Source organism: Streptomyces sp. NPDC005017 (genome assembly GCF_042873115.1).
GTDB lineage: Bacteria > Actinomycetota > Actinomycetes > Streptomycetales > Streptomycetaceae > Streptomyces.
This window is the reverse complement of record NZ_JBIALD010000030.1, coordinates 13,555-38,789: the sequence shown is the minus strand read 5'-3', so window position 1 is coordinate 38,789 and position 25,235 is coordinate 13,555. Positions and strand designations below refer to the sequence as shown.

21 protein-coding genes, 1 pseudogene and 1 riboswitch are annotated in these 25,235 nt (G+C 69.8%); of the genes and pseudogenes, 12 read left to right on the top strand and 10 right to left on the bottom strand.

The window, feature by feature from the left end:
• Window positions 1-230 precede the first annotated feature (230 nt).
• The 7 genes and pseudogenes from ACFYR0_RS32475 to ACFYR0_RS32445 all read left to right on the top strand — a co-directional run bounded on the left by ACFYR0_RS32475 (window position 231) and on the right by ACFYR0_RS32445 (window position 6,443).
• Window positions 231-926, top strand: coding sequence for a sigma-70 family RNA polymerase sigma factor (locus tag ACFYR0_RS32475; RefSeq protein WP_389336182.1), 696 nt, complete (start codon window positions 231-233; stop codon window positions 924-926).
• Complete coding sequence (gene rsrA / locus ACFYR0_RS32470) at window positions 923-1,225, top strand: mycothiol system anti-sigma-R factor (RefSeq protein WP_389336179.1); 303 nt, start codon at window positions 923-925, stop codon at window positions 1,223-1,225. Before ACFYR0_RS32475 ends, rsrA begins: the two co-directional genes overlap by 4 nt.
• Before the next feature lie 135 nt (window positions 1,226-1,360).
• Window positions 1,361-1,807 (top strand): annotated as a pseudogene (locus ACFYR0_RS32465) (hypothetical protein); the annotation flags it as partial.
• 107 nt (window positions 1,808-1,914) lie between these two features.
• Entirely contained in the window at window positions 1,915-2,895 is a 981-nt protein-coding gene (locus tag ACFYR0_RS32460; protein ID WP_386378991.1) for a tetratricopeptide repeat protein, read from the top strand.
• Between the two features lie 149 nt (window positions 2,896-3,044).
• On the top strand, window positions 3,045-3,695 hold the full coding sequence (def, locus tag ACFYR0_RS32455; protein ID WP_389336176.1) for a peptide deformylase: 651 nt from the start codon (window positions 3,045-3,047) through the stop codon (window positions 3,693-3,695).
• A gap of 295 nt (window positions 3,696-3,990) precedes the next feature.
• A complete protein-coding gene (cyc1, locus tag ACFYR0_RS32450) occupies window positions 3,991-5,073 on the top strand; it encodes an epi-isozizaene synthase (RefSeq protein ID WP_389336172.1) in 1,083 nt (360 codons plus the stop codon).
• Window positions 5,070-6,443 carry a cytochrome P450 gene (locus tag ACFYR0_RS32445; protein ID WP_389336169.1) on the top strand — a complete coding sequence of 458 codons (1,374 nt, stop codon included), beginning with the start codon at window positions 5,070-5,072 and terminating at the stop codon, window positions 6,441-6,443. The genes cyc1 and ACFYR0_RS32445 overlap by 4 nt, the downstream gene beginning before the upstream one ends.
• Window positions 6,444-6,452: 9 nt before the next feature.
• Here ACFYR0_RS32445 and ACFYR0_RS32440 read toward each other — a convergent pair whose 3' ends face one another.
• The 7 genes from ACFYR0_RS32440 to ACFYR0_RS32410 all read right to left on the bottom strand — a co-directional run bounded on the left by ACFYR0_RS32440 (window position 6,453) and on the right by ACFYR0_RS32410 (window position 15,006).
• Window positions 6,453-7,421, bottom strand: a complete 969-nt coding sequence (locus ACFYR0_RS32440; RefSeq protein WP_386378843.1) for a helix-turn-helix domain-containing protein — start codon at window positions 7,419-7,421, stop codon at window positions 6,453-6,455.
• Window positions 7,422-7,676: 255 nt separating this feature from the next.
• Entirely contained in the window at window positions 7,677-8,633 is a 957-nt protein-coding gene (locus ACFYR0_RS32435) for a ribonucleotide-diphosphate reductase subunit beta (protein ID WP_389336291.1), read from the bottom strand.
• A 56-nt stretch (window positions 8,634-8,689) separates the two neighbouring features.
• Complete coding sequence (locus tag ACFYR0_RS32430) at window positions 8,690-11,044, bottom strand: ribonucleoside-diphosphate reductase subunit alpha (protein ID WP_389336165.1); 2,355 nt, start codon at window positions 11,042-11,044, stop codon at window positions 8,690-8,692.
• 145 nt (window positions 11,045-11,189) lie between these two features.
• Window positions 11,190-11,268: riboswitch (cobalamin riboswitch) on the bottom strand.
• A gap of 92 nt (window positions 11,269-11,360) precedes the next feature.
• On the bottom strand, window positions 11,361-11,864 hold the full coding sequence (locus ACFYR0_RS32425; protein WP_389336162.1) for a GNAT family N-acetyltransferase: 504 nt from the start codon (window positions 11,862-11,864) through the stop codon (window positions 11,361-11,363).
• Window positions 11,865-12,184: 320 nt separating this feature from the next.
• On the bottom strand, window positions 12,185-13,798 hold the full coding sequence (mctP, locus tag ACFYR0_RS32420; protein ID WP_389336159.1) for a monocarboxylate uptake permease MctP: 1,614 nt from the start codon (window positions 13,796-13,798) through the stop codon (window positions 12,185-12,187).
• Window positions 13,798-14,061 carry a DUF3311 domain-containing protein gene (locus tag ACFYR0_RS32415; RefSeq protein WP_389336156.1) on the bottom strand — a complete coding sequence of 88 codons (264 nt, stop codon included), beginning with the start codon at window positions 14,059-14,061 and terminating at the stop codon, window positions 13,798-13,800. Before ACFYR0_RS32415 ends, mctP begins: the two co-directional genes overlap by 1 nt.
• A gap of 180 nt (window positions 14,062-14,241) precedes the next feature.
• The gene (locus ACFYR0_RS32410) at window positions 14,242-15,006 is read right to left on the bottom strand and encodes a GntR family transcriptional regulator (RefSeq protein ID WP_386378838.1); all 765 of its coding nucleotides are present in this window, start codon (window positions 15,004-15,006) and stop codon (window positions 14,242-14,244) included.
• 423 nt (window positions 15,007-15,429) lie between these two features.
• Between ACFYR0_RS32410 and ACFYR0_RS32405 the strand changes: the two genes are divergently transcribed.
• From ACFYR0_RS32405 to ACFYR0_RS32390, 4 genes are all read left to right on the top strand, one after another.
• The gene (locus ACFYR0_RS32405; RefSeq protein WP_386378836.1) at window positions 15,430-16,716 is read left to right on the top strand and encodes an extracellular solute-binding protein; all 1,287 of its coding nucleotides are present in this window, start codon (window positions 15,430-15,432) and stop codon (window positions 16,714-16,716) included.
• A gap of 78 nt (window positions 16,717-16,794) precedes the next feature.
• Window positions 16,795-17,778 carry a carbohydrate ABC transporter permease gene (locus tag ACFYR0_RS32400; protein WP_389336152.1) on the top strand — a complete coding sequence of 328 codons (984 nt, stop codon included), beginning with the start codon at window positions 16,795-16,797 and terminating at the stop codon, window positions 17,776-17,778.
• Window positions 17,775-18,644 carry a carbohydrate ABC transporter permease gene (locus ACFYR0_RS32395; RefSeq protein ID WP_389336149.1) on the top strand — a complete coding sequence of 290 codons (870 nt, stop codon included), beginning with the start codon at window positions 17,775-17,777 and terminating at the stop codon, window positions 18,642-18,644. Before ACFYR0_RS32400 ends, ACFYR0_RS32395 begins: the two co-directional genes overlap by 4 nt.
• Before the next feature lie 8 nt (window positions 18,645-18,652).
• Entirely contained in the window at window positions 18,653-20,137 is a 1,485-nt protein-coding gene (locus tag ACFYR0_RS32390) for a glycoside hydrolase family 3 protein (protein WP_389336145.1), read from the top strand.
• 266 nt (window positions 20,138-20,403) lie between these two features.
• On the opposite strand, the gene nagB is transcribed toward ACFYR0_RS32390, so the two are convergent.
• Entirely contained in the window at window positions 20,404-21,189 is a 786-nt protein-coding gene (gene nagB / locus ACFYR0_RS32385; protein WP_389336142.1) for a glucosamine-6-phosphate deaminase, read from the bottom strand.
• Window positions 21,190-21,846: 657 nt separating this feature from the next.
• Between nagB and ACFYR0_RS32380 the strand changes: the two genes are divergently transcribed.
• Window positions 21,847-23,322, top strand: a complete 1,476-nt coding sequence (locus ACFYR0_RS32380; protein ID WP_389336139.1) for a PAS domain-containing sensor histidine kinase — start codon at window positions 21,847-21,849, stop codon at window positions 23,320-23,322.
• Between the two features lie 339 nt (window positions 23,323-23,661).
• Here ACFYR0_RS32380 and ACFYR0_RS32375 read toward each other — a convergent pair whose 3' ends face one another.
• Window positions 23,662-23,919 (bottom strand): WhiB family transcriptional regulator, encoded by a 258-nt coding sequence (locus ACFYR0_RS32375; RefSeq protein ID WP_006142322.1) that lies wholly within the window; start codon window positions 23,917-23,919, stop codon window positions 23,662-23,664.
• Between the two features lie 318 nt (window positions 23,920-24,237).
• On the bottom strand, window positions 24,238-25,206 hold the full coding sequence (locus ACFYR0_RS32370) for a diacylglycerol/lipid kinase family protein (RefSeq protein WP_389336136.1): 969 nt from the start codon (window positions 25,204-25,206) through the stop codon (window positions 24,238-24,240).
• Between the last annotated feature and the right edge of the window lie 29 nt (window positions 25,207-25,235).

Here is a 25,235-nt window from a genome sequence, read left to right as displayed (position 1 = left end):
TGAGGCGGACAGAAGTGCCGACGTCCCGGCATTCGAGACGCGTCGTGGGAGAGGAAGTCCGCCGCATGGGTTCGACGTATTGCCCGAGCCGCAGTACCCGCTCTGACCTGGACTGGACGGTACTGCACGCGGCCAGGAGCGCGCCGATTCGGGCGGCGGCGGACACGGGTCGTGTTCTATCCTCCGAAACGAGTGGGACCGGACTCGGTTCCGCCCGAAATCTTGAGGAGGTGGGTCCGGTCACTGGGACCGACGCAGGGACCGACAACGGCCAGGCGGAGCTGCCCGAGGGCCAGGGCACGAGCGCGGACACCGGCACGGAGTCCGCCGACGAGCGCAGCGCGCGCTTCGAACGGGACGCGCTCGCATTCCTCGACCAGATGTACTCGGCCGCGCTGCGCATGACGCGCAATCCGGCCGACGCGGAGGACCTGGTCCAGGAGACGTACGCCAAGGCGTACGCGTCGTTCCACCAGTTCCGCGAGGGCACCAACCTCAAGGCCTGGCTGTACCGCATCCTCACCAACACCTTCATCAACTCGTACCGCAAGAAGCAGCGTGAACCGCAGCGCAGCGCGGCCGAGGAGATCGAGGACTGGCAGCTCGCCCGCGCCGAGTCGCACATGTCGACCGGTCTGCGCTCCGCGGAGTCGCAGGCGCTCGACCATCTGCCCGACTCGGACGTGAAGGAAGCCCTCCAGGCGATCCCCGAGGAGTTCCGCATCGCCGTCTATCTCGCGGACGTCGAGGGCTTTGCGTACAAGGAGATCGCGGACATCATGGGGACACCCATCGGTACGGTGATGTCCCGGCTGCACCGGGGCCGCCGTCAACTGCGCGGCATGCTGGAGGACTACGCCCGCGAACGCGGACTGGTCCCGGCGGGCGCCGGAGAGTCGAACGAAGCGAAAGGCTCGGGCTCATGAGCTGCGGAGAGCCGCACGAGACGGACTGCAGTGAGGTACTCGACCATCTCTACGAGTTCCTCGACAGCGAGATGCCGGACGTCGATCGCGACAAGTTCAAGCAGCACTTCAGCGAGTGCTCGCCGTGCCTGGAGAAGTACGGGCTCGAAGAGGCCGTGAAGAAGCTGGTCAAGCGCTGCTGCGGGCATGACGACGTGCCCACCGACCTGCGTTCCAAGGTCCTGGGGCGGCTCGACCTGATCCGCGCCGGGCAGGCGGTGCCCGAGCACGACGTCACGGTCACCCCGCAGGAGTCCTGACCTCCCGGGCCGCACAGGAGTCCCGGCCCGGCCGGGGTTCGCCGCCCCCCTCATCCGTACGTGCTAATCCGAGAGGCTTCGGCCCCGGACGCGTCCCTCTCCGCCCGAGGCCCTTCCGACGGATCTCCGGGGAGGGCGGCCACCCCGCTCGGCGGCGTACCGCACATCGCGCGCGGCCACGGCCCCACCGCCGACCAGCCGGACCGCCGGGTGCTCACCGTCGCGTTCGCCGCGGTCTGCTTCCAACCCCTCTGTAACCAGGGCGTGTTCACCGACTGGAGCGGCCCGGCGTGTGTGCTGCCGCCGGCCGGGCTGCTCGTCCTGAACCCGCTGTGCGACGCGGCGGTCGCCGTGGTCGTCGAGCGGCAGGCCGGTCCCTGCCGGGAGCGGCCGAGGGCCGCGAGGATCGTCCGGGCGGTGAACGCGTACGAGGAGAAGGCCCGGGGTACGGGTCCCGGCGGGCCCCTGAAGGCCCTGGAGGAGCCGCGGCCCGGGACGGCCGGGGACTGTGCGCCGGACGTGGTGGAAGCGCTGGCCAGAGTGCTCGCCGGAGACCGTCTGACGCTGCCCGCGGCTGGGTAACCCATGGGTAATGAGCGCCCTTCCGGCAGCACGTGGTTGGATGCGAAGGAGAGAGAGTGTCCGGGGGCACTGGCCAGCCCACCAAACGGAACTGGCAGGCGGGAATCGTGAGGATCTTCGGCAAGGGACGGCACCGGCCCTCCGCCTCCTGGCGGCAGGCCACGGACCGCGCGTTCACGCTGATCGGCGACGGCCGTTACGAGGACGCGGGAGCGCTGCTGACGCGCGCCGCCGACCTGGAACCCTGGCTGTCGGAGTCCTGGTTCAACCTCGCACTGCTGCACAAGTTCCGGCACGACTGGGAGCAGGCCCGCACGGCCGGTCTGCGCGCGGTCGCCCTGCTCGACCGGGAGACCGGCGCACCCGACTGGTGGAACGTGGGCATCGCGGCCACCGCGCTCCAGGACTGGCCGCTGGCCCGCCGCGCCTGGCAGGCCTACGGGCTCCCGGTGCCCGGCGGCGCGGCCGCCTCGGGCGAACCCGTCGGCATGGACCTGGGCAGCGCGGCGGTGCGGCTGTCGCCCGAGGGCGAGGCCGAGGTCGTCTGGGGGCGCAGGCTCGACCCGGCCCGGCTGGAGGTGCTGTCGATCCCGCTGCCGTCCTCCGGGCGCCGCTGGGGCGAGGTCGTCCTGCACGACGGCGTGCCGCACGGCGAGCGGACCACCTCCGCCGGGCACGCCTACCCGGTCTTCGACGAGATCGAGCTGTGGGCGCCGTCGCCCGTGCCGACCTGGGTGGTGCTGCTGGAGGCGGCGACCGAGGCGGACCGGGACGCGCTGGAGCAGCTCGCCGCCGACGCGGGGTTCGCGGCGGAGGACTGGTCCTCGTCGGTGCGGCTGCTGTGCCGGATGTGCTCGGAGTCGCGGATGCCGGCGGACGAGGGCGACGGTGAGCACCTGGATCCCCACGACCACAGCGAGCCCGGTCATCCCGGGCCCCTGGGGCACCGGACCGACGGGTCGCTCTGGGTGCCGGAGCGGGAGTGCGGGGTGGCCGCACCGGCTTCGCTGGTGAGGGGCTTGCTGGACGGGTGGGTGGCTGATTCACCCGATTCGCGGGACTGGCGGGATCTCGAAGAGGTGTGCTGAGGCCGTTCCCGGGCGCGGGTCCGTCGTGGCCGGTCGCGCCCGCGCGGCGGAGCCGCACATCGACACCGTCCCGCGCCTTCCAGGGGCGCCGCCCCTTACCCTGTTAGAGCACTACACCCCTGATTTTGTTGAGGAAGGCATCGTCGGTCATGGCGCAGCAGGACACCGATCAGCAGCACGCGGGCGTGCTCCCCGTGGACGACGAGGGCTTCGTCATCGACTCCGAGGACACCGAGGAGCGCGAGGCGGCGTGGCGGGAGGCCGGGACCTCCCGGCCGATCACGGTCGTCGGTAACCCGGTGCTGCACAAGGAGTGCCAGGACGTCACCGACTTCGGTGAGGACCTCCAGCAGCTGGTCGCCGACATGTTCGCCAGTCAGCGCACCGCCGAGGGCGTGGGCCTGGCCGCGAACCAGATCGGCGTGGGCCTGAAGGTCTTCGTCTACGACTGCCCGGACGACGAGGGCGCGCGCCACGTCGGCGTCGTCTGCAACCCCAGGCTGGTCGAACTGCCCGCCGAGGTGCGCCGGTTGGACGACAGCAACGAGGGCTGCCTGTCGGTGCCGACGGCGTACATGCCGCTCGCCCGTCCGGACTACGCCGAGGTGACCGGGCAGGACGAGAAGGGCAACCCGATCAAGGTGCGCGGCACCGGCTACTTCGCCCGCTGCCTCCAGCACGAGACGGATCACCTGTACGGATACCTCTACATCGACCGTCTCTCCAAGCGGGACCGCAAGGACGCGCTGCGGCAGATGGCCGAGAACGAGCCCCGCTACCCCGTGGTCGCGAACGACTGACCATGGTCCGCATCTTGAACCAGCGGCGCCCGCACGGGAGTTGATCCCGGGCGGGCGCCGCTCGCATCTGTCCGTTCGCCAGTCCGTCACATGTTCGACCCCATAGCATCCGCAGCCTCTCCACAAGGGTCACACAGGAGGCGCTTCTCGGCATCTCGGGGTAGTGAATGGAGCAAATCCGTTCCCAGAACGGTCAGTTGTAGTGCTGAATGGGAAGCGCGGGGATACGCAACGGCGCACGCCCGGCACGGCGGGAGGGGTGTGCGCACTCTGGTCGGCTGAGAGGGGTCTGTTCGTGTCTTCATTCCCACACGGCACCACATCGACGACGGCGATCGCGGTCCCAACAGCACTCTCCCTGCCGGTGATCGAAGCGGAGTTTCCCCGGCAACTGCACGCCTATTGGCCCAGGCTCCAGGAGAAGACCAGGACCTGGCTGCTGGAAAAACGGCTGATGCCCGCCGACAAGGTGGAGGAATATGCCGACGGTCTTTGCTACACCGACCTCATGGCCGGCTACTACATCGGCGCGCCCGACGACGTCATGCAGGCGATAGCCGACTACAGCGCCTGGTTCTTCGTCTGGGACGACCGGCACGACCGTGACATCGTGCACGGCCGGGCCGTCGCCTGGGAGGAGCTGCGGGCGCGCCTGCACCTGGCCCTGGACTCCCCGGCGGCCCATCTGCACCACCCGGATCCCCTGGTCGCGGGGTTCGCGGACAGCGTCCGGCGGCTGTACTCCTTCCTCCCGGCGAGCTGGAACGCCCGCTTCGCCCGGCACTTCCACGCCGTCATCGAGGCGTACGACCGGGAATTCCACAACCGTGTCGAGGGGATCGTCCCGACGGTGGAGGAGTATCTCGCCCTGCGCCGCCTCACCTTCGCGCACTGGATCTGGACCGACCTGCTGGAGGCGAGCGCGGAACTCGAACTCCCGGACGAGGTGCGGAAAAACCCCGCATTCCGGCGGGCCGCACTCCTGAGCCAGGAATTCGCCGCGTGGTACAACGACCTCTGCTCGCTGCCGAAGGAAATAGCGGGCGACGAGGTCCACAATCTCGGAATCAGTCTCATCACCCATGAGGGGCTGACACTCGAACAAGCCGTCACGGAAGTCAGACGCCGCGTTCTGCGCTGCATCGAGGAATTCCTCGTCGCCGAACGGGAGGCGCTGGACTTCGCGGACCGCCTCGCCGACGGCACCGTCCGGGGAAAGGAACTCGGCACTGCCGTACGCGCATGCCTGGGAAATATGCGGAACTGGTTCAGTTCCGTGTACTGGTTCCACCACGAGTCCGGCCGTTACCGGGTCGACAGCTGGGACGACCGTGCGACACCCCCGTACGTCAACAACGAAGCGGCAGGTGAGAAATGACCGTCGAGTCCGTCAGGCCCCTCGGGGCCGAAGCGCCGGAACTGCGTGAGCCGCCCCTCGCCGGAGGCGGGATACCGCTGCTCGGCCACGGCTGGAAACTGGCCCGCGACCCGCTCACCTTCATGTCCCGGCTGCGCGAGCACGGCGACGTCGTGCGGCTGCGGCTCGGCCCCAAGACGGTCTACGCCGTCACCACGCCCGACCTCACCGGGGCCCTCGCCCTCAGCCCCGACTTCAAGATCGACGGCCCGCTCTGGGAGTCCCTGGAGGGACTGCTCGGCAAGGAGGGCGTGGCCACCGCCAACGGGCCCCGGCACCGCCGCCAGCGGCGCACCATCCAACCCGCCTTCCGGCTGGACGCCATCCCCGCCTACGGCCCGATCATGGAGGAGGAGGCGCACGCGCTGGCCGAGCGCTGGCAGCCGGGGCAGACCGTCGAGTGCACCTCGGAGTCCTTCCGGGTGGCCGTGCGCATCGCCGCGCGCTGTCTGCTGCGCGGCGACTACATGGACGAGCGCGCCGAACGGCTGTGCGCCGCCCTCGCCGTCGTCTTCCGGGGCATGTACCGGCGCATGGTTGTGCCGCTCGGGCCGCTGTACCGGCTGCCGTTGCCGGCCAACCGCGAATTCAACCGCGCACTGGCCGATCTGCATCTCCTCGTCGACGAGATCGTCGCCGAGCGCAGGGCGTCCGGTCAAAGGCCGGACGATTTGCTGACGGCACTGCTCGAAGCGAAGGACGAGAATGGCGACCCCATCGGGGAACAGGAGATCCACGACCAGGTCGTCGCGATACTCACCCCCGGCAGCGAAACCGTGGCGTCCACGATCATGTGGCTCCTTCATGTACTCGCCGAGCATCCCGAGCACGCGGACCGGGTGTGTGCGGAAGTTGAATCCGTGACCGGTGGGGGCCGGCCCGTCGCATTCGAGGACGTCCGCAAGCTCACCCACACCAACAATGTCGTCGTCGAGGCGATGCGTTTGCGACCCGCCGTGTGGATATTGACCCGGCGGGCGGTCACCGACACCGAACTCGGCGGCTATCGCATTCCGGCCGGGGCCGACATCGTCTACAGCCCGTACGCGATCCAGCGCGACGCGCGTTCGTACGCGCAGAACCTGGAGTTCGACCCCGACCGCTGGCTTCCCGAACGCGCCAAGGACGTACCGAAATACGCCATGAGCCCGTTCAGCGTGGGCAATCGGAAGTGCCCCAGCGACCACTTCTCGATGGCCCAGCTGACGCTGATCACGGCGGCGCTGGCCGGCAGGTACCGCTTCGAGCAGGTCGAGGGCTCCGACGACGCCACCCGCATCGGCATCACCCTGCGCCCCGGCCGGCTGCTGCTGCGGCCGGTGGCGCGCTGACGGCACCGCTCAGGCGGCCGCCTCGGGACCCCGGAACGTGCGCCGGTAGGCGTTCGGCGTGGTCCCCAGCGCCCGGACGAACTGATGGCGCAGGGCGGCCGCCGTGCCGAAGCCGGTGCGGCCGGCGATGGTGTCCACCGTCTCGTCCGTCACCTCCAGCAGCCGCTGCGCCAGCAGCACCCGCTGGCGCAGGATCCAGCGGTAGGGCGTCGTCCCGGTCTCCTGCTGGAAGCGGCGGGCGAAGGTGCGCGGGGACATCAGCGCGCGGGCGGCGAGCTGCTCGACGGTGACCTCCTCGTCGAGGTTGCGCTCCATCCAGGCGAGCACCTCGCCGACGGTGTCGCACGGCGCCGCGGGCAGCGGCCGGTCGACGTACTGCGCCTGGCCGCCGTCGCGGTGCGGGGGGACGACCATCCGGCGCGCGATGGCGTTGGCGACCTCGGTGCCCTCCTCCTTGCGCACGATGTGCAGACAGGCGTCGATGCCGGCCGCCGTGCCCGCCGAGGTGATCACCGGGTCCTCGTCCACGTACAGCACATCCGGCTCCACGACCGCGCTCGGATAGCGCCGGGCCAGCTCGTCGACATGCTTCCAGTGCGCGGCGCAGCGCCGCCCGTCGAGCAGTCCGGCCGCGCCCAGCACGAACACCCCGGAGCACACGCTCAGCACCCGGGCGCCCCGGTCCACCGCCCTGACCAGGGAGTCGAGCAGCGCGCTAGGCCACTGGCGGGCCATGAAGTCGTTGCCGGCGGGCACGGCGATCAGATCGGCCTCGTCGAGCCGGTCCAGGCCGTACGGCGTGGCGAGGGTGAAGCCCGGGACATGGGTGGTCAGGGTGGGCCCCTCGGCGGAGACGACCGCGAAGTCGTACACCGGCAGTCCCTGGTCGCTGCGGTCGAGGCCGAACACCTCGCACACGACGCCCAGTTCGAAGGGATGTACACCGTCGAGCAGGACGACGGCCACGTTCTTCAGCACGACTCACCTCGCAGACATGGCGGCATGCTGCCAGTGTGCCTCAGGTGTGGCAGTAATTCGAGGGAGTGCGGCAGTCCTGCCACTGTCAGGAGCGTCGCCCGAGTTCGACACTGGACGCATGAACGCACTCACGGAATACCTCGCAGTCGCGCTTCTCCTCCTCGTCCTCGCAGCTCCGGCGCTCGTGGGAGCGATCCACGAGCGCCGGATCGACCGCCAGCTGAAGGCGGCCGAGGCCCACAGGTCCTCCGAGGATCAGAAGTCCTCGTCCAGGTCGACGGTGCCCTCCACCGCCACCTGGTACGCCGAGGGACGCCTCTCGAAGAAGTTGGTCAGCTCCTGAACCCCCTGGAGCTCCATGAAGGAGAACGGGTTCTCCGAGCCGTACACCGGCGCGAAGCCCAGGCGGGTCAGCCGCTGGTCGGCCACGCACTCCAGGTACTGCCGCATCGACTCGGTGTTCATCCCCGGCAGACCGTCGCCGCACAGGTCGCGGGCGAACTGCAGCTCGGCCTCGACCGCCTCCGCGAGCATGTCGGTGACCTCCTGGCGGAGCCGGTCGTCGAACAGCTCCGGCTCCTCCTTGCGCACGGTGTCGACCACCTCGAACGCGAAGGACATGTGCATCGTCTCGTCACGGAACACCCAGTTGGTGCCCGTGGCGAGACCGTGCAGCAGACCCCGGCTGCGGAACCAGTAGACGTACGCGAACGCGCCGTAGAAGAACAGCCCCTCGATGCACGCGGCGAAGCAGATCAGGTTGAGCAGGAAGCGACGGCGGTCGGCCTGCGTCTCCAGCCGGTCCAGCTTCTCGACCTCGTTGATCCACCGGAAGCAGAACTCGGCCTTCTCGCGGATGGAGGGGATGTTCTCCACCGCCGCGAACGCGGCCGCGCGGTCCTCCGGGTCGGGCAGATAGGTGTCCAGCAGCGTCAGATAGAACTGGACGTGCACGGCCTCCTCGAACAGCTGCCGTGACAGATACAGGCGCGCCTCGGGCGAGTTGATGTGCTTGTACAGCGTCAGCACCAGGTTGTTCGCGACGATCGAGTCGCCCGTGGCGAAGAACGCCACCAGCCGGCCGATCAGATGCTGCTCCTCCTGCGTCAGCTTCGCGAGGTCGGCGACGTCCGAGTGGAGGTCGACCTCCTCCACGGTCCAGGTGTTCTTGATGGCGTCCCGGTAGCGCTCGTAGAAGTCCGGGTAGCGCATCGGGCGCAGGGTCAGCTCGAAACCCGGGTCGAGGAGACGGGTGTCGCGGTCGGAGCTCACTGGCAGGCCTCGCAGGACTCGGGGTTCTCAAGGGAGCAGGCCACGGCCTCGGCGGAGGCCTGCTGCGGGACGGGGACGGAGGCCTGCGCGGCACGGGCGATCCGCGTCGCCGGACGCGAGCGCAGGTAGTACGTCGTCTTCAGCCCGGACTTCCAGGCGTAGGCGTACATCGAGGAGAGCTTGCCGATCGTCGGCGTCTCCAGGAACAGGTTCAGCGACTGCGCCTGGTCCAGGTACGGGGTCCGCGCCGCCGCCATGTCGATCAGACCGCGCTGCGGGATCTCCCAGGCGGTGCGGTACAGCGCCCGGACCTCCTCGGGGATCCACGCGAAGCCCTGCACCGACCCGCTGGAGTCGCGCAGCGCCTCCCGGGTGCGGGCGTCCCACACGCCGAGGTCCTTGAGGTCCTGCACCAGGTAGGAGTTGACCTGGAGGAACTCGCCGGACAGGGTCTCGCGCTTGAACAGGTTGGAGACCTGCGGCTCGATGCACTCGTAGACGCCCGCGATCGAGGCGATGGTCGCGGTGGGCGCGATGGCGAGCAGCAGCGAGTTGCGCAGACCCGTCGAGGCGATCCGCTCGCGCAGCGCCGCCCAGCGCTCGGGCCAGGTGAACTCCACGCCGTAGTGGTCGGGGTGCAGCACGCCCCTGGCCGTGCGGGTCTTCTCCCAGGCCGGCAGCGGGCCGTTGCGCTCGGCGAGGTCCGCGGAGGCCTCGTAGGCCGCGAGCATGACGCGCTCGGCGATCCGCGTGGACAGCTGCCGCGCCTCGGCCGAGTCGAAGGGCAGGCGCAGCTTGAAGAAGACGTCCTGGAGGCCCATCGCGCCCAGGCCCACCGGACGCCACTTGGCGTTGGAGCGCCCCGCCTGCTCGGTCGGGTAGAAGTTGATGTCGACGACCCGGTCGAGGAAGGTGACGGCGGTGCGGACGGTGGCGTCCAGCCGCTCCCAGTCGATGTCCCCGTCGACGACGAACGCGCCGAGGTTGACCGAACCCAGGTTGCAGACCGCCGTCTCGCCGTCGTCCGTGACCTCCAGGATCTCCGTGCAGAGGTTGGAGGAGTGGACGACGTGTCCCGGCTCGGCCGTCTGGTTGGCGGTGCGGTTGGCGGCGTCCTTGAAGGTCATCCAGCCGTTGCCGGTCTGCGCGAGGGTGCGCATCATGCGGCCGTAGAGGTCGCGGGCCGGGATCGTCCTGCGCGCGAGCCCCTTCGCCTCCGCCTCGCGGTACGCGGCGTCGAACTCCTCGCCCCACAGGTCGACCAGCTCGGGCACGTCGGCGGGCGAGAACAGCGACCAGTCCTGGTCGGCGTTCACCCGGCGCATGAACTCGTCCGGCACCCAGTGCGCGAGGTTCAGGTTGTGCGTACGGCGGGCGTCCTCACCGGTGTTGTCGCGCAGCTCCAGGAACTCCTCGATGTCGGAGTGCCAGGTCTCCAGGTACACCGCCGCGGCGCCCTTACGACGGCCGCCCTGGTTCACGGCGGCGACCGAGGCGTCGAGCGTCTTCAGGAACGGCACGATGCCGTTGGAGTGGCCGTTGGTGCCCCGGATCAGCGAACCGCGGCTGCGGATACGGGAGTACGACAGCCCGATGCCGCCGGCGTGCTTGGAGAGCCGGGCCACCTGGTGGTAGCGGTCGTAGATGGAGTCCAGCTCGTCCAGGGGGGAGTCGAGCAGGTAGCACGACGACATCTGGGGGTGCCGGGTACCGGAGTTGAACAGGGTGGGGGAGGACGGCAGGTAGTCGAGGCGGCTCATCAGCCGGTAGAGGGCGGCGACCTCGTCGACGGACCGGTGCGTGTCGTCCTCGGCGAGTCCGGAGGCGACGCGCAGCAGGAAGTGCTGGGGCGTCTCGACGACCTTGCGGGTCAGGGGGTGCCGGAGCAGATAGCGGGAGTGCAGGGTGCGCAGGCCGAAGTAGCCGAAGCGGTCGTCTCCCGCCGGGTCGACGAGGGCGTCGAGCCGCTCGGCGTGGACGCGCACGAACTCCGCGGTGCGGTCGGCGATCAGGCCCTCGCGGTGCCCGGCCGCGACGGAGCCGGTGAACGACGTGACGCCCTGGGACGCGGCCTCGGCGCGGATGGAGAGGGTGAGCAGCCGGGCGGCCAGCCTGCTGTACGCCGGGTCCTCGGAGATGAGACCGGCGGCGGCCTCGGTGGCCAGTTCGCGCAACTCGGCCTCGTCCGCCCGCGCGGACCGGCCGCGCAGCGCCGCAGCGGCCACCCGGCCGGGGTCGGCGTCGGGGAGGTCGGCGGTCAGCTCGGTGAGGGTGCGGAGCAGCGCCGCACCGGGACCGTCCTCGTCCACGGGGACGGCTGCTGAAGCCGGGTCTGCTGGCGCGATGGTCACGGGGGGCTCTCCCTCGCTCGGCACGGAGGGGCCTGGTACGGAGCGGGGCGGCACACGAACGCGCACGGCGTCGCGTCCACCGGCCCACTCCACGAGGCCCGGACGTCAGGGCGTCCCGGCCGGACGGCCGGGCGCGCTGTCGGCAGGTCCTCGGACTAGCTCCCGTGCGCGGATGCGCACAAGTACACCGTTGCGGGACAGTTCCGGATTCGCACCGGATTCCCCTGCGGCGACAGCGAGCATGAGCATACATCTAGTGCCGGGTGCGAATGGCACCCCCATATGTTGTGGCGCCGAGTGACTGCGCCGGGTGACTTCATAGCGTCAACTCGTAGGTGAGCAGAGTGAAGTCGTGCCCGGGCAGCGGCTGCCAGTCGCGCCCCGGGGCGCGGACGAAGCCGAGGCGTTCGTAGATGCGGTGGGCCGCGCGCATGGCGTCCTGGGTGGACAGCACGACGCCGGTGCAGCCCTCCAGGGCGCGCGCCCGGTCGACACAGGCCCGCACGAGGGCCTCCCCGGCCCCGCGGCCCCGGGCGTCGTGGGCGACGGCGAGCATGCGGATCTCGGCCTCGCCGGGGCCCGCCAGGTCGGCCATGGGGCCCGCCGACGGCACGAAGGTGACACCGCCGAGCAGACGGCCGTCGTCCGTGGCCACGAGGACCTCCGCGGCGGCCGCCCGTCCGGCGACGTTCCTGAGCTCGCCGAGGTACCAGTCGTTCTCGCCGAAGGTGAGGAGGTCGTCCTGGAGATAGGCCTGGGCGGTGAGTTCACCGAGTTCGTCGTACTCGCCGGGCAGTGCGGGGCGGATCCGGATGTCCATGCCGAGAGTGTGCGGCACGGGGCCGCCGTCGTGTGCTCCGACGGCGGCCCCCCCGCGGCTCGGCTTCGGCCGGTGACCCGGGGCGTCGCCTTGGTGGGTGACCGGCCGGGCGGTCCTCGTCAGACTCCCGTCGCCGCCCGGAGGGCGGCCCCGCGGCGTCAGGTGCGTGCTCTGGGGATCCCCCCTCCGGGGGAGTGCCGGGTGCAAGCCCTCCTACCGGACGTACTCGGGCCTGTGCCCGGTGCGGCGAGTGGGGCACCTCCCACGAAGTGGGGGAGCGTGCGTGGCGTCGCGGGGCAGGCGGGAGTTGACGACAGTCCCTAGTGCACGACCGGCAGCTCCGTCTTCACGCCCGGGTCGCCCGCGTCCGCCGTGTAGTCCTCCGGGCGGGTCTCGTCGACGCCCTCCGGGGCCTTGGCGGCCCGCAGGGCGAAGGTGAGGACCACCGTCACCGCCACGTTGATCACGAAGGCCGTCAGGCCGATGTAGCCGATCTCGCCGATGCCGGGGATCTCCTTGGCGGAGCCGCCGAAGTGCTTCTGGGTCGGCGAGGCCACCCCGTACGCGGCGATCGTGCCGTAGAGCATGCCGACGGCCCAGCCGCCCAGCAGCGCCCAGCGGTGGAACCAGCGGGTGAACAGGCCGCCGACGAGGGCCGGGAAGGTCTGCAGGATCCAGATGCCGCCGAGCAGCTGGAAGTTGATGGCGACCGTCTTGTCCATCGTCAGGACGAAGACCAGCGCGCCGACCTTCACCATCAGCGACACCAGCTTGGAGACCCGTGTCTCCTCGGCGGGCGTGGCGTCCGGCTTGAGGAAGTCCTTGTAGATGTTGCGGGTGAACAGGTTCGCCGCCGCGATGGACATGATCGCGGCCGGCACCAGCGCGCCGATGCCGATCGCCGCGAAGGCCACGCCCGCGAACCAGTCCGGGAACATGTCCTCGAACAGCTGCGGGATGGCCAGCTGGCCGTTCTGCACCTTCACCCCGGCCGCGATGGCCATGAAGCCCAGCAGGGCCAGCAGGCCCAGCATCAGGGAGTACAGCGGCAGGATCGTGGTGTTGCGGCGGATCACGTCACGGCTGCGCGAGGACAGCGTCGCCGTGATCGAGTGCGGGTACATGAACAGCGCCAGCGCGGAGCCCAGCGCCAGCGTGGCGTACGTCCACTGGCCCGCCTCGGCGGGGATCAGCGCGCCGCGTGGCTTGTCCGTGGCGGGGTTGGTCTGGGCGTAGGCCTCGGATGCCTTGGTGAAGATCTCGTCAAAGCCGCCCAGCTTGATCGGGATGTAGATGATCGCGACCGCGATGACCAGGTAGATCAGCGTGTCCTTGACGAACGCGATCAGGGCGGGCGCCCGCAGGCCGGAGGAGTAGGTGTACGCCGCCAGCACGCCGAAGGCGATCAGCAGGGGCAGGTCCTTGACGAACCAGTTGGTGTCCTCGCCGCCGCCCACGCCCATCACGTCCAGCACGGCCTGGATGCCGACGAGCTGGAGCGCGATGTACGGCATGGTCGCGAGGATGCCGGTGACGGCGACCGCCAGCGACAGGCCCTTGGAGCCGAAGCGGCCGCGCACGAAGTCCGAGGTCGTCACATAGCCGTGGCGGTGCGAGACCGACCACAGACGGGGCAGGAACGTGAAGATCAGCGGGTACACCAGGATCGTGTACGGCACGGCGAAGAAGCCGGCCGCGCCCGCCGCGTAGATGGCCGCCGGCACCGCGACGAAGGTGTACGCGGTGTACAGGTCGCCGCCGAGCAGGAACCAGGTGACCCAGGTGCCGAACGACCTGCCGCCCAGGCCCCATTCGTCGAGGCTGTGCTCGTTCTCGGCCTTGCGCCAGCGCGCGGCCATGAAGCCCATGACCGTGACGGCCAGGAAGAAGAGGACGAAGACCGCGAGCGCGACGACGTTGACATCGTTCTCCATCAGCGCTCACCCCCCTTGCGGGCGGCACGCTCGCGCTGGTCGCGCTGCCACAGCCTGTACGCGACCATGGTCAGCGCCGTGGAGATGACGACCCAGGCCATCTGGTACCAGTAGAAGAACGGGACGCCGCCGAGCGACGGGTCCGTCCTGGCGTACGAACCGACCCACAGCATGGCCACGAACGGGGCGACGAGGCAGAGAGCGATGACGACGCGCATGGGCGTCACCACCGGCTCCCCGCCCGCTTCTGGGGCTTGCGACATCTGGCGACTCCGTCCCCTCAAAGATCACCTGTGTAGTGGGCAGGCAATCTAGGTCACGGTGTCACCGGCACGGAACCCCTCGTCGGCACATCGGCGGAGCGTTTGTCGCCTTTGCCGACGGGTGGGCGGCTTGGACCGCGGAATTACTCGCTCCGCGAGCCGCCCCACCGCGGAAACCGGTTACTCGACGGGCCGCTTCAGACGGGCGACGAACTTGTAGCGGTCGCCGCGGTACACCGAGCGCACCCACTCCACCGGGTTGCCCTCGCGGTCCAGGGAGTGCCGGGAGAGCATCAGCATCGGCAGGCCGACGTCGGTGCCGAGCAGGCCGGCCTCGCGCGGAGTGGCCAGCGAGGTCTCGATGGTCTCCTCGGCCTCGGCGAGATGGACGTCGTAGACCTCGGCCAGCGCGGTGTACAGGGACGTGTACTTCACCAGCGAGCGGCGCAGGGCCGGGAAGCGCTTGGCCGAAAGGTGCGTGGTCTCGATCGCCATGGGCTCGCCGTTGGCCATGCGCAGCCGCTCGATGCGCAGCACCCTGCCGCCCGCGGTGATGTCCAGCAGCTCGGCGAGGCGGTCGTCGGCGGTGATGTAGCCGATGTCCAGCAGCTGGGACGTCGGTTCCAGGCCCTGGGCGCGCATGTCCTCCGTGTAGGAGGTCAGCTGCAGCGCCTGGGAGACCTTCGGCTTGGCCACGAACGTGCCCTTGCCCTGGATCCGCTCCAGCCGGCCCTCGACCACCAGTTCCTGGAGGGCCTGGCGCACGGTGGTGCGGGAGGTGTCGAACTCGGCGGCCAGCGTGCGCTCGGGCGGGACGGGCGTGCCGGGCGGCAGCGTCTCCGTCATGTCCAGCAGGTGCTTCTTCAGGCGGTAGTACTTGGGCACGCGCGCGGTACGGACACTCGCTCCACCCTCGTTCTCCGCACTGCTGACGTCGGTGCTCATGCTCCGCCTTCCCGGCTCCGGGTGCCGATGCGACCGAATCCCATCGGCCGCGGCTCACATCGTGGCACGGCTTCGCGGGCGGGTGTCCTGTGTGGGTGTACTCCGCACGCTCCGTGATCTCCTCTGTATACCCCCGAGGCCTCCGTTGGTCTAGTCCAACGCGTTGTCAAGACGCAGTGGTTCAGTCGCAGTGGTCCGTCCGTTCTGTCGCTTGCGGAATGAAAGGTCCCTGCATATCTCGGTCCCATCACGGACGCCCACGGGCCGCTTGAACACCCTTGACAGCCCTATTGGTCTGGGCCAAGCTCCGGGTACTGGTCTACACCATTGGTCCAGGTCCCGGCCCCACGGACGGTTCGCACGGCGTTGACGCCATTCACCGCGGGGACGAGGGGGGTTTGTGGCATCCCTGAGGAGGGTGGCGTGAAGCGCAAGCTGGTAGCCGCGATCGGTATCGCGGGCATGATGTTCTCCATCGCGGCGTGCGGGGACAGTGACGACAAGGGCAGCGGCGGCGACAAGGGCGGCGACGTCAAGGAGCTGACCGTCTGGCTGACCGTCGACGCGCAGAACAACTGGCCCGAGCTGGTGAAGGCCGCCGACGACGCGGTCGCCAAGAAGCACCCCGGCATCAAGATCAAGCACGAGTACTACGGCTGGCCGGACAAGAACGCCAAGCTCGACGCCGTTCTCGCCACGGACAAGACCCCGGACGTTGTCGAGATGGGCAACACCGAGATGCTCGCCTACATGGTCAAGGGTGCCTTCGCCCCGGTCGACCCGGCGAAGTTCGAGCAGTCCGACGCCTGGCTCGACGGCCTGAAGGCCTCGGTGACCTACGAGGGCAAGACGTACGGCGTGCCGTACTACGCCGGTACCCGCGTGGGCAACTTCCGCAAGGACGTCTTCGGCCAGGTCGGTGTCAAGGCCGCCCCGAAGACCTACGCCGAGCTCACCGCCGCCCTGAACAAGGTCCAGAAGAAGCAGGGCGACAAGTTCAGCGCCTGGTACCAGCCCTCCCGTGACTGGTACGCGGCCATGTCCTTCGTCTACGACGCCGGCGGCGCCATCGCCAAGGAGGAGGGCGGCCAGTGGAAGGCCAGCCTCTCCTCGCCCGAGTCGATCAAGGGCCTGAACGAGTTCAAGAAGGTCCTGGACACCTACATGCACGGTGACAAGACCAAGGACGAGTCCGACCGCTACATCGTGTACGGCCAGGGCAAGTCCGGCATGATCTTCGCCCCGGCCTGGGAGGGTGGCAGCGCCGCCGCTCCCGAGAACGACAAGACCGGCAAGCTCAAGGACAACGTCGAGAACTTCGTGATGCCCGGCCCGTCCGGCAAGAACCTCCCGGTGTTCCTGGGCGGCTCCGACCTGGCCGTCCCGGTGAAGTCGGACGCGCAGGACGTCGCCGCCGAGTGGATCAACGCCCTCACCGGCGCCGCCGGGCAGAAGGGCCTGATGGGCAAGGGCAACCTGCCCAACAACAAGACCGACCTCGCCACCCTGAAGAACGACCCGGCGACGGTCGTCCCGGCCACCGCCGCCGAGTCCAACTGGTTCGTCCCGATGGCACCCGGCTGGGGTCAGGTCGAGAAGGCCCAGGTCCTTCAGACCATGCTCCAGAGCATCGGCACCGGCAAGAAGTCGGTCGAGGACGCCGCGAAGGAAGCGGACGCCGCGATCGACAAGGTCATCAACACCAAGTGACCTGAGGCGGGGCTCCGTTGCAGGCGGAGCCCCGCTTTTCTTTCCGTGAGACCTGAGGGACCCGCCAAGGAGCGCGCGATGAGTGCCGACACGACCACCCCTGCCAAGGTGCCGCCGCCGCGGCAGGCACCCCCGCCGGTCACCGCGGACCGGCCCCGCGCCAGACGGACGAACGGCCCGGCCGCCACCCCCTGGCTGCTGCTCGCGCCCTGTCTGCTGATCCTCGCCCTGGTCATGGGCTATCCGCTGGTCCGCCTGGTCACCCTGTCGTTCCAGGAGTTCGGCCAGCCGCAGCTGTGGGGCTTCCAGCCGGCCGAGTCGGTGGGCTTCGAGAACTTCAGCAAGGTGCTCGGCGACAGCGAGTTCTGGACCGTCGTGGTGCGCACGGTGCTCTTCGCCGTCGGCGCGGTGGTCTTCACGATGGTGATCGGCATGCTGATCGCCCTGCTGCTCCAGCGGGTCTCCGGCTGGGTGAAGACCCTGATCAACATCGCGCTGGTGGCCAGCTGGGGCATGCCCGTGATCGTCGCGACCACCGTCTTCAAGTGGCTGTTCGACGCCGACTACGGCATCCTCAACGCGCTCCTGAGCAAGCTGCCGGGGGTCGACCTGATCGGCCACAACTGGTTCGCCAGCGGACCCCAGGGCCTCGCCGTGATCACGCTGCTGGTGGTCTGGGGAGCCGTCCCCTTCGTGGTGATCACCCTCAGCGCCGGTCTCACCCAGGTCCCCAAGGAGCTGGAGGAGGCCGCCCGCCTCGACGGCGCCGGCGCCTGGGGCGTCTTCCGGTTCGTCACCCTGCCCATCCTCAAGCCGATCATCGTGATGCTCACGACCCTGTCGGTCATCTGGGACATGGGCGTCTTCCCGCAGGTCTTCGTGATGCGCAACGGCCACCCCGAGCCGGAGTTCCAGATCCTCAACACCTACTCGTACGACCGCGCCTTCGTGGTCAACGACTACGCCCAGGGCTCGGCGATCGCCGTGATCACCGTTCTGCTGCTGCTCGGTGTGGTCGCCGTCTACATGCGTCAGATGCTGAAGATCGGAGAGGTCGAATGAGCGCGACCGCTGTGAAGAGCCGCCCTTCGAAGTCCGAAGGCGGCCGCCCGGGGCGCTCCAAGACCGGCTGGAACATCCTCGGCCTGTTCGTCTTCGCCGCCGCCGGATTCCCCGTCTACTGGATGCTGAACACCGCGTTCAAGCCCGCCAAGGACGCCATCGACCCGGACCCGAGCCTGCTGCCCACGGGCCTGACCCTGTCGAACTTCGACCGGGCGCTCAACATCGCCGACTTCTGGGGTCCGGTCGGCCGCAGCCTCCTCGTGTCGGTGGTCGTGGTCGCGATCGGCATCGTCATCGGACTGCTCGCCGCCCTCGCCATCTCCCGGTTCGCCTTCCGCGGCCGCAGGATCGTGATCGTCGGCATCCTCGCCGTCCAGATGGTCCCGCTGGTCGCCATGATCATCCCGGTGTTCCTGCTGCTCAACGACCTCGGCCAGTACGACCGGCTCACCGGCCTGATGATCACCTACCTGACCTTCGTCCTCCCCTTCACGGTGTGGACGCTGCGCGGCTTCATCGTCAACATCCCGAAGGAGCTGGAGGAGGCCGCGATGGTCGACGGCTGCTCCCGCACCGGCGCCTTCATGCGCGTGGTCTTCCCGCTGCTGGCCCCCGGCCTGGTCGCCACCTCGGTCTACGGCTTCATCCAGGCCTGGAACGAGTACCTCTACGCCCTGATGCTGCTCAGCCAGCAGAACCAGACGGCGACCGTCTGGCTCGGCAACTTCACCACCAAGCACGGCACCGAGTACGCCCCGATGATGGCCGGCGCCACCATGATGGCCGTGCCGATCGTCGTGCTGTTCCTCCTCGTCCAGCGCAAGATGGCCGCGGGTCTGACCGCCGGCGCCGTGAAGGGATGACGCCTTCGATGACGACTTTCGCCAGCGGCACAGACACCCTGACCCGTGACGCGCTGACGGTCCTCCAGCCCGGCTTCCCCGGCACCACCGCCCCCGACTGGCTGCTGCGCCGGCTCGGCGAGGGCCTCGCCTCGGTCGGCCTGTTCGGGCGCAACATCGCCTCGCCCGAGCAACTCGCGGCCCTCACCGCCCAGTTGCGCACCGAGCGTGACGACGTCCTGGTCGCCATCGACGAGGAGGGCGGTGACGTCACCCGCCTGGAGGTCCGCACCGGCTCCTCCTTCCCGGGCAACAACGCCCTCGGCGCGGTGGACGACGCGGAGCTGACCCGCGAGGTCGCCCACGAGCTGGGCCGCCGCCTCGCCGCCTGCGGCGTCAACTTCAACTGGGCGCCGTCCGCCGACGTCAACTCCAACGCCGACAACCCGGTCATCGGCGTCCGCTCCTTCGGCGCCGACCCGGGCCTGGTCGCCCGGCACACCGCCGCCTACGTCCGGGGCCTGCAGTCGGCCGGCGTCGCCGCCTGCACCAAGCACTTCCCCGGGCACGGCGACACCAACGTCGACTCCCACCACGCCCTGCCCCGCATCGACGCGGACCCGGCCGTGCTCGCCGAGCGCGAACTCGCCCCGTTCCGCGCGGCGATGGCGGCCGGCAGCCGGGCCGTGATGAGCGCCCACATCCTGGTCCCCGCGCTGGACGCGGAGCACCCGGCAACGTTGTCCCGCCGCATCCTCACCGACCTGCTGCGCGGCGAACTCGGCTACGACGGCCTCATCGTCACCGACGGCATGGAGATGCAGGCCATCTCCTCCACCTACGGCATCGAGCGCGGCAGCGTCCTCGCCCTCGCGGCCGGCGCCGACGCCATCTGCGTGGGCGGAGGCCTCGCCGACGACGAGACCGTACGCCGGCTGCGCGACGCCCTGGTCGGCGCGGTCCGCGCCGGCGAGCTTCCCGAGGAGCGCCTCGCCGACGCCGCCGAGCGGGTGCGCAGGCTGGCCCGCTGGACGGCCGCCGCCGCGGAGGGCGCCACCGCGTCCGCCGACCCCGGGGTCGGGCTGCGCGCCGCCCGCCGCGCCCTGCGCGTGACCGGCGCGGGCACCTTCACGCCCCTGACCGAGGCGCCCTACGTGGCGACCCTCTCGCCCGTCGCCAACATCGCGGTCGGCGACGAGACGCCGTGGGGCGTGGCGGCCGAGCTGGCGGCCCTGCTGCCCGGCACCGCGACGGACACGTACACCGGCGACGAGGCGGCCCATGCGGCCCTGAAGGCGGCGGGGGAGCGCAGGATCGTGGCGGTCGTCCGCGACGAGCACCGCCACCCGTGGATGGCGGCCGCCCTGGACACCCTCCTGACGGCCCGCCCCGACACGGTCGTCGTCGAGATGGGCCTCCCCCAGGCCCCGCCCCGAGGCGCCCTCCACATAGCCACCCACGGCGCCTCCCGAGTCTCGGGCCGAGCAGCAGCAGAGGTCATAGCGGGCGCGTAACCCCCACCAGAAAGCAGAAAGGCGCCGGTCCCTAGGGGAGACCGGCGCCTTTCACGTACACACCCCCTGACCCCCCAGAAGAGGCGCGAGAAACACCGCGCCGTTTGAGGGGCGCAGGGAACTGCGCAAAGCTTTGAGGGGCGCGGGGAACTGCGCAAAGCTTGAGGAAGGTGACCAGCCCCCCACCCCTAGGGGCGCGGGGAACTGCGCGGCCAGCCACCCACCACCCGCACCCCGAAGACGTCAGAGGACCGCAGACAACCCCGTCAAATCCCCTGCCAGGCCGGCTTGTTCGCATACGTGTGCCGAAAGTACTCCGCAAGCTTCAGCTTGGAAGCCGCCCCCTCGTCCACCACGACAGTCGCATGCGGATGCATCTGCAACGCCGAGGCGGGACACACCGCGGCAACAGCCCCCTCCACGGTCGCGGCAACCGCGTCCGCCTTCCCCTCACCCGTGGCCAGCAGCACCAGATGCCGCGCCTCCAGGATCGTCCCGATCCCCTGGGTGATCACATGGTGCGGCACCTGCGCGATGTCCCCGCCGAAGAACCGCGCGTTGTCGACCCGGGTCTGCTCGGTCAGCGTCTTGATCCGGGTACGGGAGGCCAGCGAGGAGCACGGCTCGTTGAACCCGATGTGACCGTCCGTGCCGATGCCGAGCAACTGCAGGTCCACCCCGCCCGCCTCGGCGAGAGCCCTGTCGTACGCCTCGCACGCCGCCTGCACGTCCTGCGCGGTGCCGTCGGGACCCATGAACGCGTCCATGGAGACACCGAGCGGCTCCAGGACCTCGCGACGCAGCACGGAACGGTAGGACTCGGGGTGCTCGGCGGGCAGTCCCACGTATTCGTCGAGCTGGGCGATCCTCGCCCGGGAGGCGTCCACGGCGCCGGACCGCACCTTGGCCGTCAGGGCCCGGTAGATGGGCAGCGGGGTCGAGCCGGTCGCCACGCCCAGCAGGGCGTCAGGCTTGCGGCGCAGCAACTGGGCCATGGCCTCGGCTATCAGTTCGCCGCCGGCCTCGGCATCCGGAACGATGACAACTTCCACGCTGGGCCTGCCGTTCTGGAGAGGGGACTCGAAGGCACCCGGAAGGGAGATGTGGTTTAGACCAATCTAACAGAGCGGGCCTCTCCGGGCAGCCCGCCCAGGCCCCTCCGCGCGCTCCTGACTCCATGGAAAACCCTGCCGCCCCGCCGCACACCCCGGCGCATCGGCCCGGCACGCCGGCGCGTCGGTCCGGGCCCGTCTCTTGACGGGCGCGCGACGGCGCGAACCGGAGGGCGGTGGCGGCCCTCGCCGAAATTGGCGCGGATATCTGGTCCCGTACCTGACGCGGGCGGGTTAGGCTGCGGCCGACAACAAAACACGTTCCGACGCATGGACACCCCGAATGGTCTAGTCCAGAATGCTGGAGGAACCGCGCAACAGTGCGACAAGCCTCCGTCTTCCCCGCACAGGAGGACGGAACGAGGAACCGGGCTCTCTGCCCTGACTGCCCCGGCTCCTCACCTTCGGCCGACGGGACCGCACACCCCCCGGCCGTTCTGCTCCGGGCTGCGGTGCCGGGAGGGTTGAGGGTCCCTCTCAGGCGCCGCGGCCCGCGGGTGTTTCCGGGGGCCGTACGAGGCCCGAGGACCCCGCCCGCCGAAGCCCCGCACCGCACTGCGTTTCGATGCCGTACAAACCCCCGGGTACGCTCCAAGCGTGCCCTCCATGAACGAACTGGTCCGCCAGCACACCGCCCTCGACGACTCCGACCTCGAGTGGCTCCATCTGCTGGTCTCGGAGTGGCAGCTGCTCTCCGACCTTTCCTTCGCCGACCTGGTCCTGTGGGTCCCCACCCGCGACGGCACCCGCTATGTCTCCGTGGCCCAGATGCGGCCGAACACCGGCCCCACCTCCTACCAGGACGACATGGTCGGCCACCTCGTCCCGCGCGGCCGCCGCCCGCTGCTGGACGCTGCCCTCGACGAGGGCCGGATCGTGCGCGAGGGCGACCCCGAGTGGCGTGAGGAGGTCCCCGTACGGGTGGAGTCCATCCCCGTACGACGCGACGGGCGTGTACTCGGAGTGATCGCCCGCAACACCAACCTGCTCACCGTGCGCACGCCCAGCCGGCTGGAGCTCACCTACCTCCAGTCCGCCTCCGACCTCGCGCAGATGATCGCGGCCGGTTCGTTCCCGTTCCCCGACCAGCAGGTCGACATGGACGCCTCGCCCCGCGTGGGCGACGGCCTGATCCGGCTGGACGCCGACGGTGTGGTCCAGTACGCCTCCCCGAACGCGCTGTCCGCCTACCACCGGCTCGGCCTCGCCTCCGACCTGGTCGGCCAGGACCTCGGGCAGACCACCGCCGAACTCGCCCCGTCCCGGGGGCCGGTGGACGAGGCGCTCGCCAAGGTGGCCAGCGGCTGGGCACCGCGCGAGTTCGAGATCGAGGCCAACGACGGCGTCATCCAGCTCCGGGCCATCCCGCTCAAGCCCAAGGGCACCCGCATCGGCTCCCTCGTCCTGCTCCGCGACGTCACCGAACTGCGCCGCCGCGAACGCGAGTTGATCACCAAGGACGCCACCATCCGGGAGATCCACCACCGGGTGAAGAACAACCTCCAGACGGTCGCGGCCCTGCTGCGCCTCCAGGCCCGGCGCATCGAGTCCGAGCGCGGCCGCGCCGCCCTGGAGGAGGCGGTCCGCCGGGTCGGCTCGATCGCCATCGTGCACGAGACGCTCTCCCAGAACCTGGACGAGCGCGTGGAGTTCGACGAGATCGCCGACCGGGTCCTGGCGATGGTCGCCGAGATCTCGCCCGGCAAGGTCACCGGCCGGCGCACCGGCCGCTTCGGCATCCTCGACGCCGAGGTGGCCACTCCGCTGTCGATGGTCCTGACCGAGGTCCTCCAGAACGCCCTCGAACACGGCTTCCGCGAGGGCGACACCGGCACCGTCGAGGTGTCGGCCGTGCGCGGTGGCACGAGCAAGGACGCCCGGCTGCTGGTCACCGTCCAGGACGACGGGGTCGGCCTGCCGCCCGGCTTCGACGCGCGCACCGCGGGCAACCTGGGCCTCCAGATCGTACGGACCCTGGTGGAGGGCGAGTTGGGCGGCAGCTTCGACATGGTCCCGGCACCGGAGCGCGGCTGCCAGGTGCTCCTCGACATCCCGGTCCGGGCGCAGAAGTAGTCCGACGCGAAGGCGAAGACGAAGGCAAAGGCGAAAGCGAATGCGGGACCGGAACGGAAGCGGACCGGCGCGGACGTAACCGAGCGCACGCGCCTCGGGTCGCGCACATCACCCGGCGGTGGACCTCGCCGGGACGCGCGTCGCCCGGCCTCGGACGTCACCCACGGTCACGGCGGCGGCCGGCCGGGCACAGCAAAGAGCCCCGGACCATTCGATGGTCCGGGGCTCGTGCTCGTTGCTGATGCGCATCGGGGGTACTGCGCGCTGCGTGCTCGGGGGCGGGAGTTGCGTACTCGCTGTACGCGCCGCCAAGCTCAGGCTGTCAGCGGGGTGGGTATGTCAGGCAGAAGCCTGACGCGCCCGGTTGCGGGCGGCGCGGCGCTTCATCGCGCGGCGCTCGTCCTCGCTGAGACCACCCCAGACGCCGGAGTCCTGACCGGACTCGAGCGCCCACTGCAGACACTGATCCATAACGGGGCAGCGACGGCAGACGGCCTTGGCTTCCTCGATCTGCAGCAGCGCAGGACCGGTGTTGCCGATGGGGAAGAAGAGCTCGGGGTCTTCCTCGCGGCAAACGGCGTTGTGACGCCAGTCCATGGCTGCTACCTCTCCTTGGTATTACGTGCGGGTTGCTTGTGAATGTGAACGCTTTCACGAATCCCTCAACAAGGGAAGGGCCGACTGCCAGGTTCTCTGGCGTGGTCCTTGGTTTTGAGAGGGGTTCCGGTGATCTGTGCTAGCCGGTGTTGCGGGCTGTCCCGATCGCCACGTAGAGACTCGCAAACCTCAGCGGCGGATACAACCCCTTCCGGAAAGTTTTTTTTGATTCCTCGGTGTCGACTAGGTCACAGCCGTACTTCCATGGGGTGGACCCTGGCCTAAACGTTCGAGTGAAAGGACTTTGGGGTTTTCTGCTCACACAATCACACGCAGTGCACGGCGTACGCCTGTGAACGTCACGCTCGTACGCAGCCCCAGGTGGTCACCGTCCATCTGGAGGGGGAGAGGGACCTTCGAATGCAAGGTGAACTCGCTCAGATCGTGCAGCGAGGCCGCGTGCTTCCCATGGGGGCCGCGCTCGGGGGACGAAGTGAGCAACTGCGTGGCATACCGGGCGACCGCGGCCGTCGACAGGCGGCTGAGACCGAGCACATCGAGTCCCGTGTCGAACGACGCCCGAGGAGACGCGTACACCGGTCGACTACCCAGATACGTCCACGGGGCGGTATTGCAGACTATGGAGAGCACCAGGTCGCTCACCGGCTCCAGACCCGGAGCCTCCAGCGTGATCGTGCCGTGCCTGCGGTGCGGCTCACCCAGGAACTGACGCAGCGCCTGGCGGACGTAGAGCGCGTGCGTCGACCTCTTGCCCCGCTCACGGTGCTGTTCGACCCGGCCGACCACACCCGCGTCGAAGCCGAGGCCCGCGTTGAAGGTGAACCAGCGCGACGGCACCGCCTCGTCGTCCGTGCCCGGCGTGCCCGAGGTCAGGCCCAGCCCGACCGTGCGCTCACTGCCCTCGCGCAGGGCGTCGAGCAGTGCGCCGGTGGCCTCGACGGCGTCGTTGGGCAGGCCCAGCGCGCGGGCGAAGACATTGGTGGAACCGCCGGGCACCACGGCGAGACCGGGCAGCCGCTCCGGGTCGGGCCCGGCGTGCAGCAGACCGTTGACGACCTCGTTCACCGTGCCGTCGCCGCCGAGCGCCACCACCAAGTCGATCTCGCCGCTCTCCGCGGCCTGCCGGCCCAGGTCGCGCGCGTGCCCGCGGTACTCCGTGGTGACCGCTTCCAGCTTCATCTCGCTGGCGAGGGCGTGAATCAGTACATCGCGCGTCCGTGCGCTCGTAGTGGTTGCCGCCGGATTGACCACGAGAAGTGCACGCATGCGTTGCACACTACCTACTGGGTGGTACC

Bases quoted from the DNA above. Each gene is read 5' to 3' on its own strand.
- rsrA (WP_389336179.1), top strand. From the start codon at position 923: ATGAGCTGCGGAGAGCCGCACGAGACGGACTGCAGTGAGGTACTCGAC.
- ACFYR0_RS32425 (WP_389336162.1), bottom strand. From the start codon at position 11,864: ATGGACATCCGGATCCGCCCCGCACTGCCCGGCGAGTACGACGAACTC.
- ACFYR0_RS32395 (WP_389336149.1), top strand. From the start codon at position 17,775: ATGAGCGCGACCGCTGTGAAGAGCCGCCCTTCGAAGTCCGAAGGCGGC.
- ACFYR0_RS32410 (WP_386378838.1), bottom strand. From the start codon at position 15,006: ATGAGCACCGACGTCAGCAGTGCGGAGAACGAGGGTGGAGCGAGTGTC.
- ACFYR0_RS32390 (WP_389336145.1), top strand. From the start codon at position 18,653: ATGACGACTTTCGCCAGCGGCACAGACACCCTGACCCGTGACGCGCTG.
- ACFYR0_RS32415 (WP_389336156.1), bottom strand. From the start codon at position 14,061: ATGTCGCAAGCCCCAGAAGCGGGCGGGGAGCCGGTGGTGACGCCCATG.
- ACFYR0_RS32400 (WP_389336152.1), top strand. From the start codon at position 16,795: ATGAGTGCCGACACGACCACCCCTGCCAAGGTGCCGCCGCCGCGGCAG.
- ACFYR0_RS32435 (WP_389336291.1), bottom strand. From the start codon at position 8,633: ATGCGCTACCCGGACTTCTACGAGCGCTACCGGGACGCCATCAAGAAC.
- ACFYR0_RS32375 (WP_006142322.1), bottom strand. From the start codon at position 23,919: ATGGACTGGCGTCACAACGCCGTTTGCCGCGAGGAAGACCCCGAGCTC.
- def (WP_389336176.1), top strand. From the start codon at position 3,045: ATGGCGCAGCAGGACACCGATCAGCAGCACGCGGGCGTGCTCCCCGTG.
- mctP (WP_389336159.1), bottom strand. From the start codon at position 13,798: ATGGAGAACGATGTCAACGTCGTCGCGCTCGCGGTCTTCGTCCTCTTC.
- ACFYR0_RS32445 (WP_389336169.1), top strand. From the start codon at position 5,070: ATGACCGTCGAGTCCGTCAGGCCCCTCGGGGCCGAAGCGCCGGAACTG.
- ACFYR0_RS32370 (WP_389336136.1), bottom strand. From the start codon at position 25,206: ATGCGTGCACTTCTCGTGGTCAATCCGGCGGCAACCACTACGAGCGCA.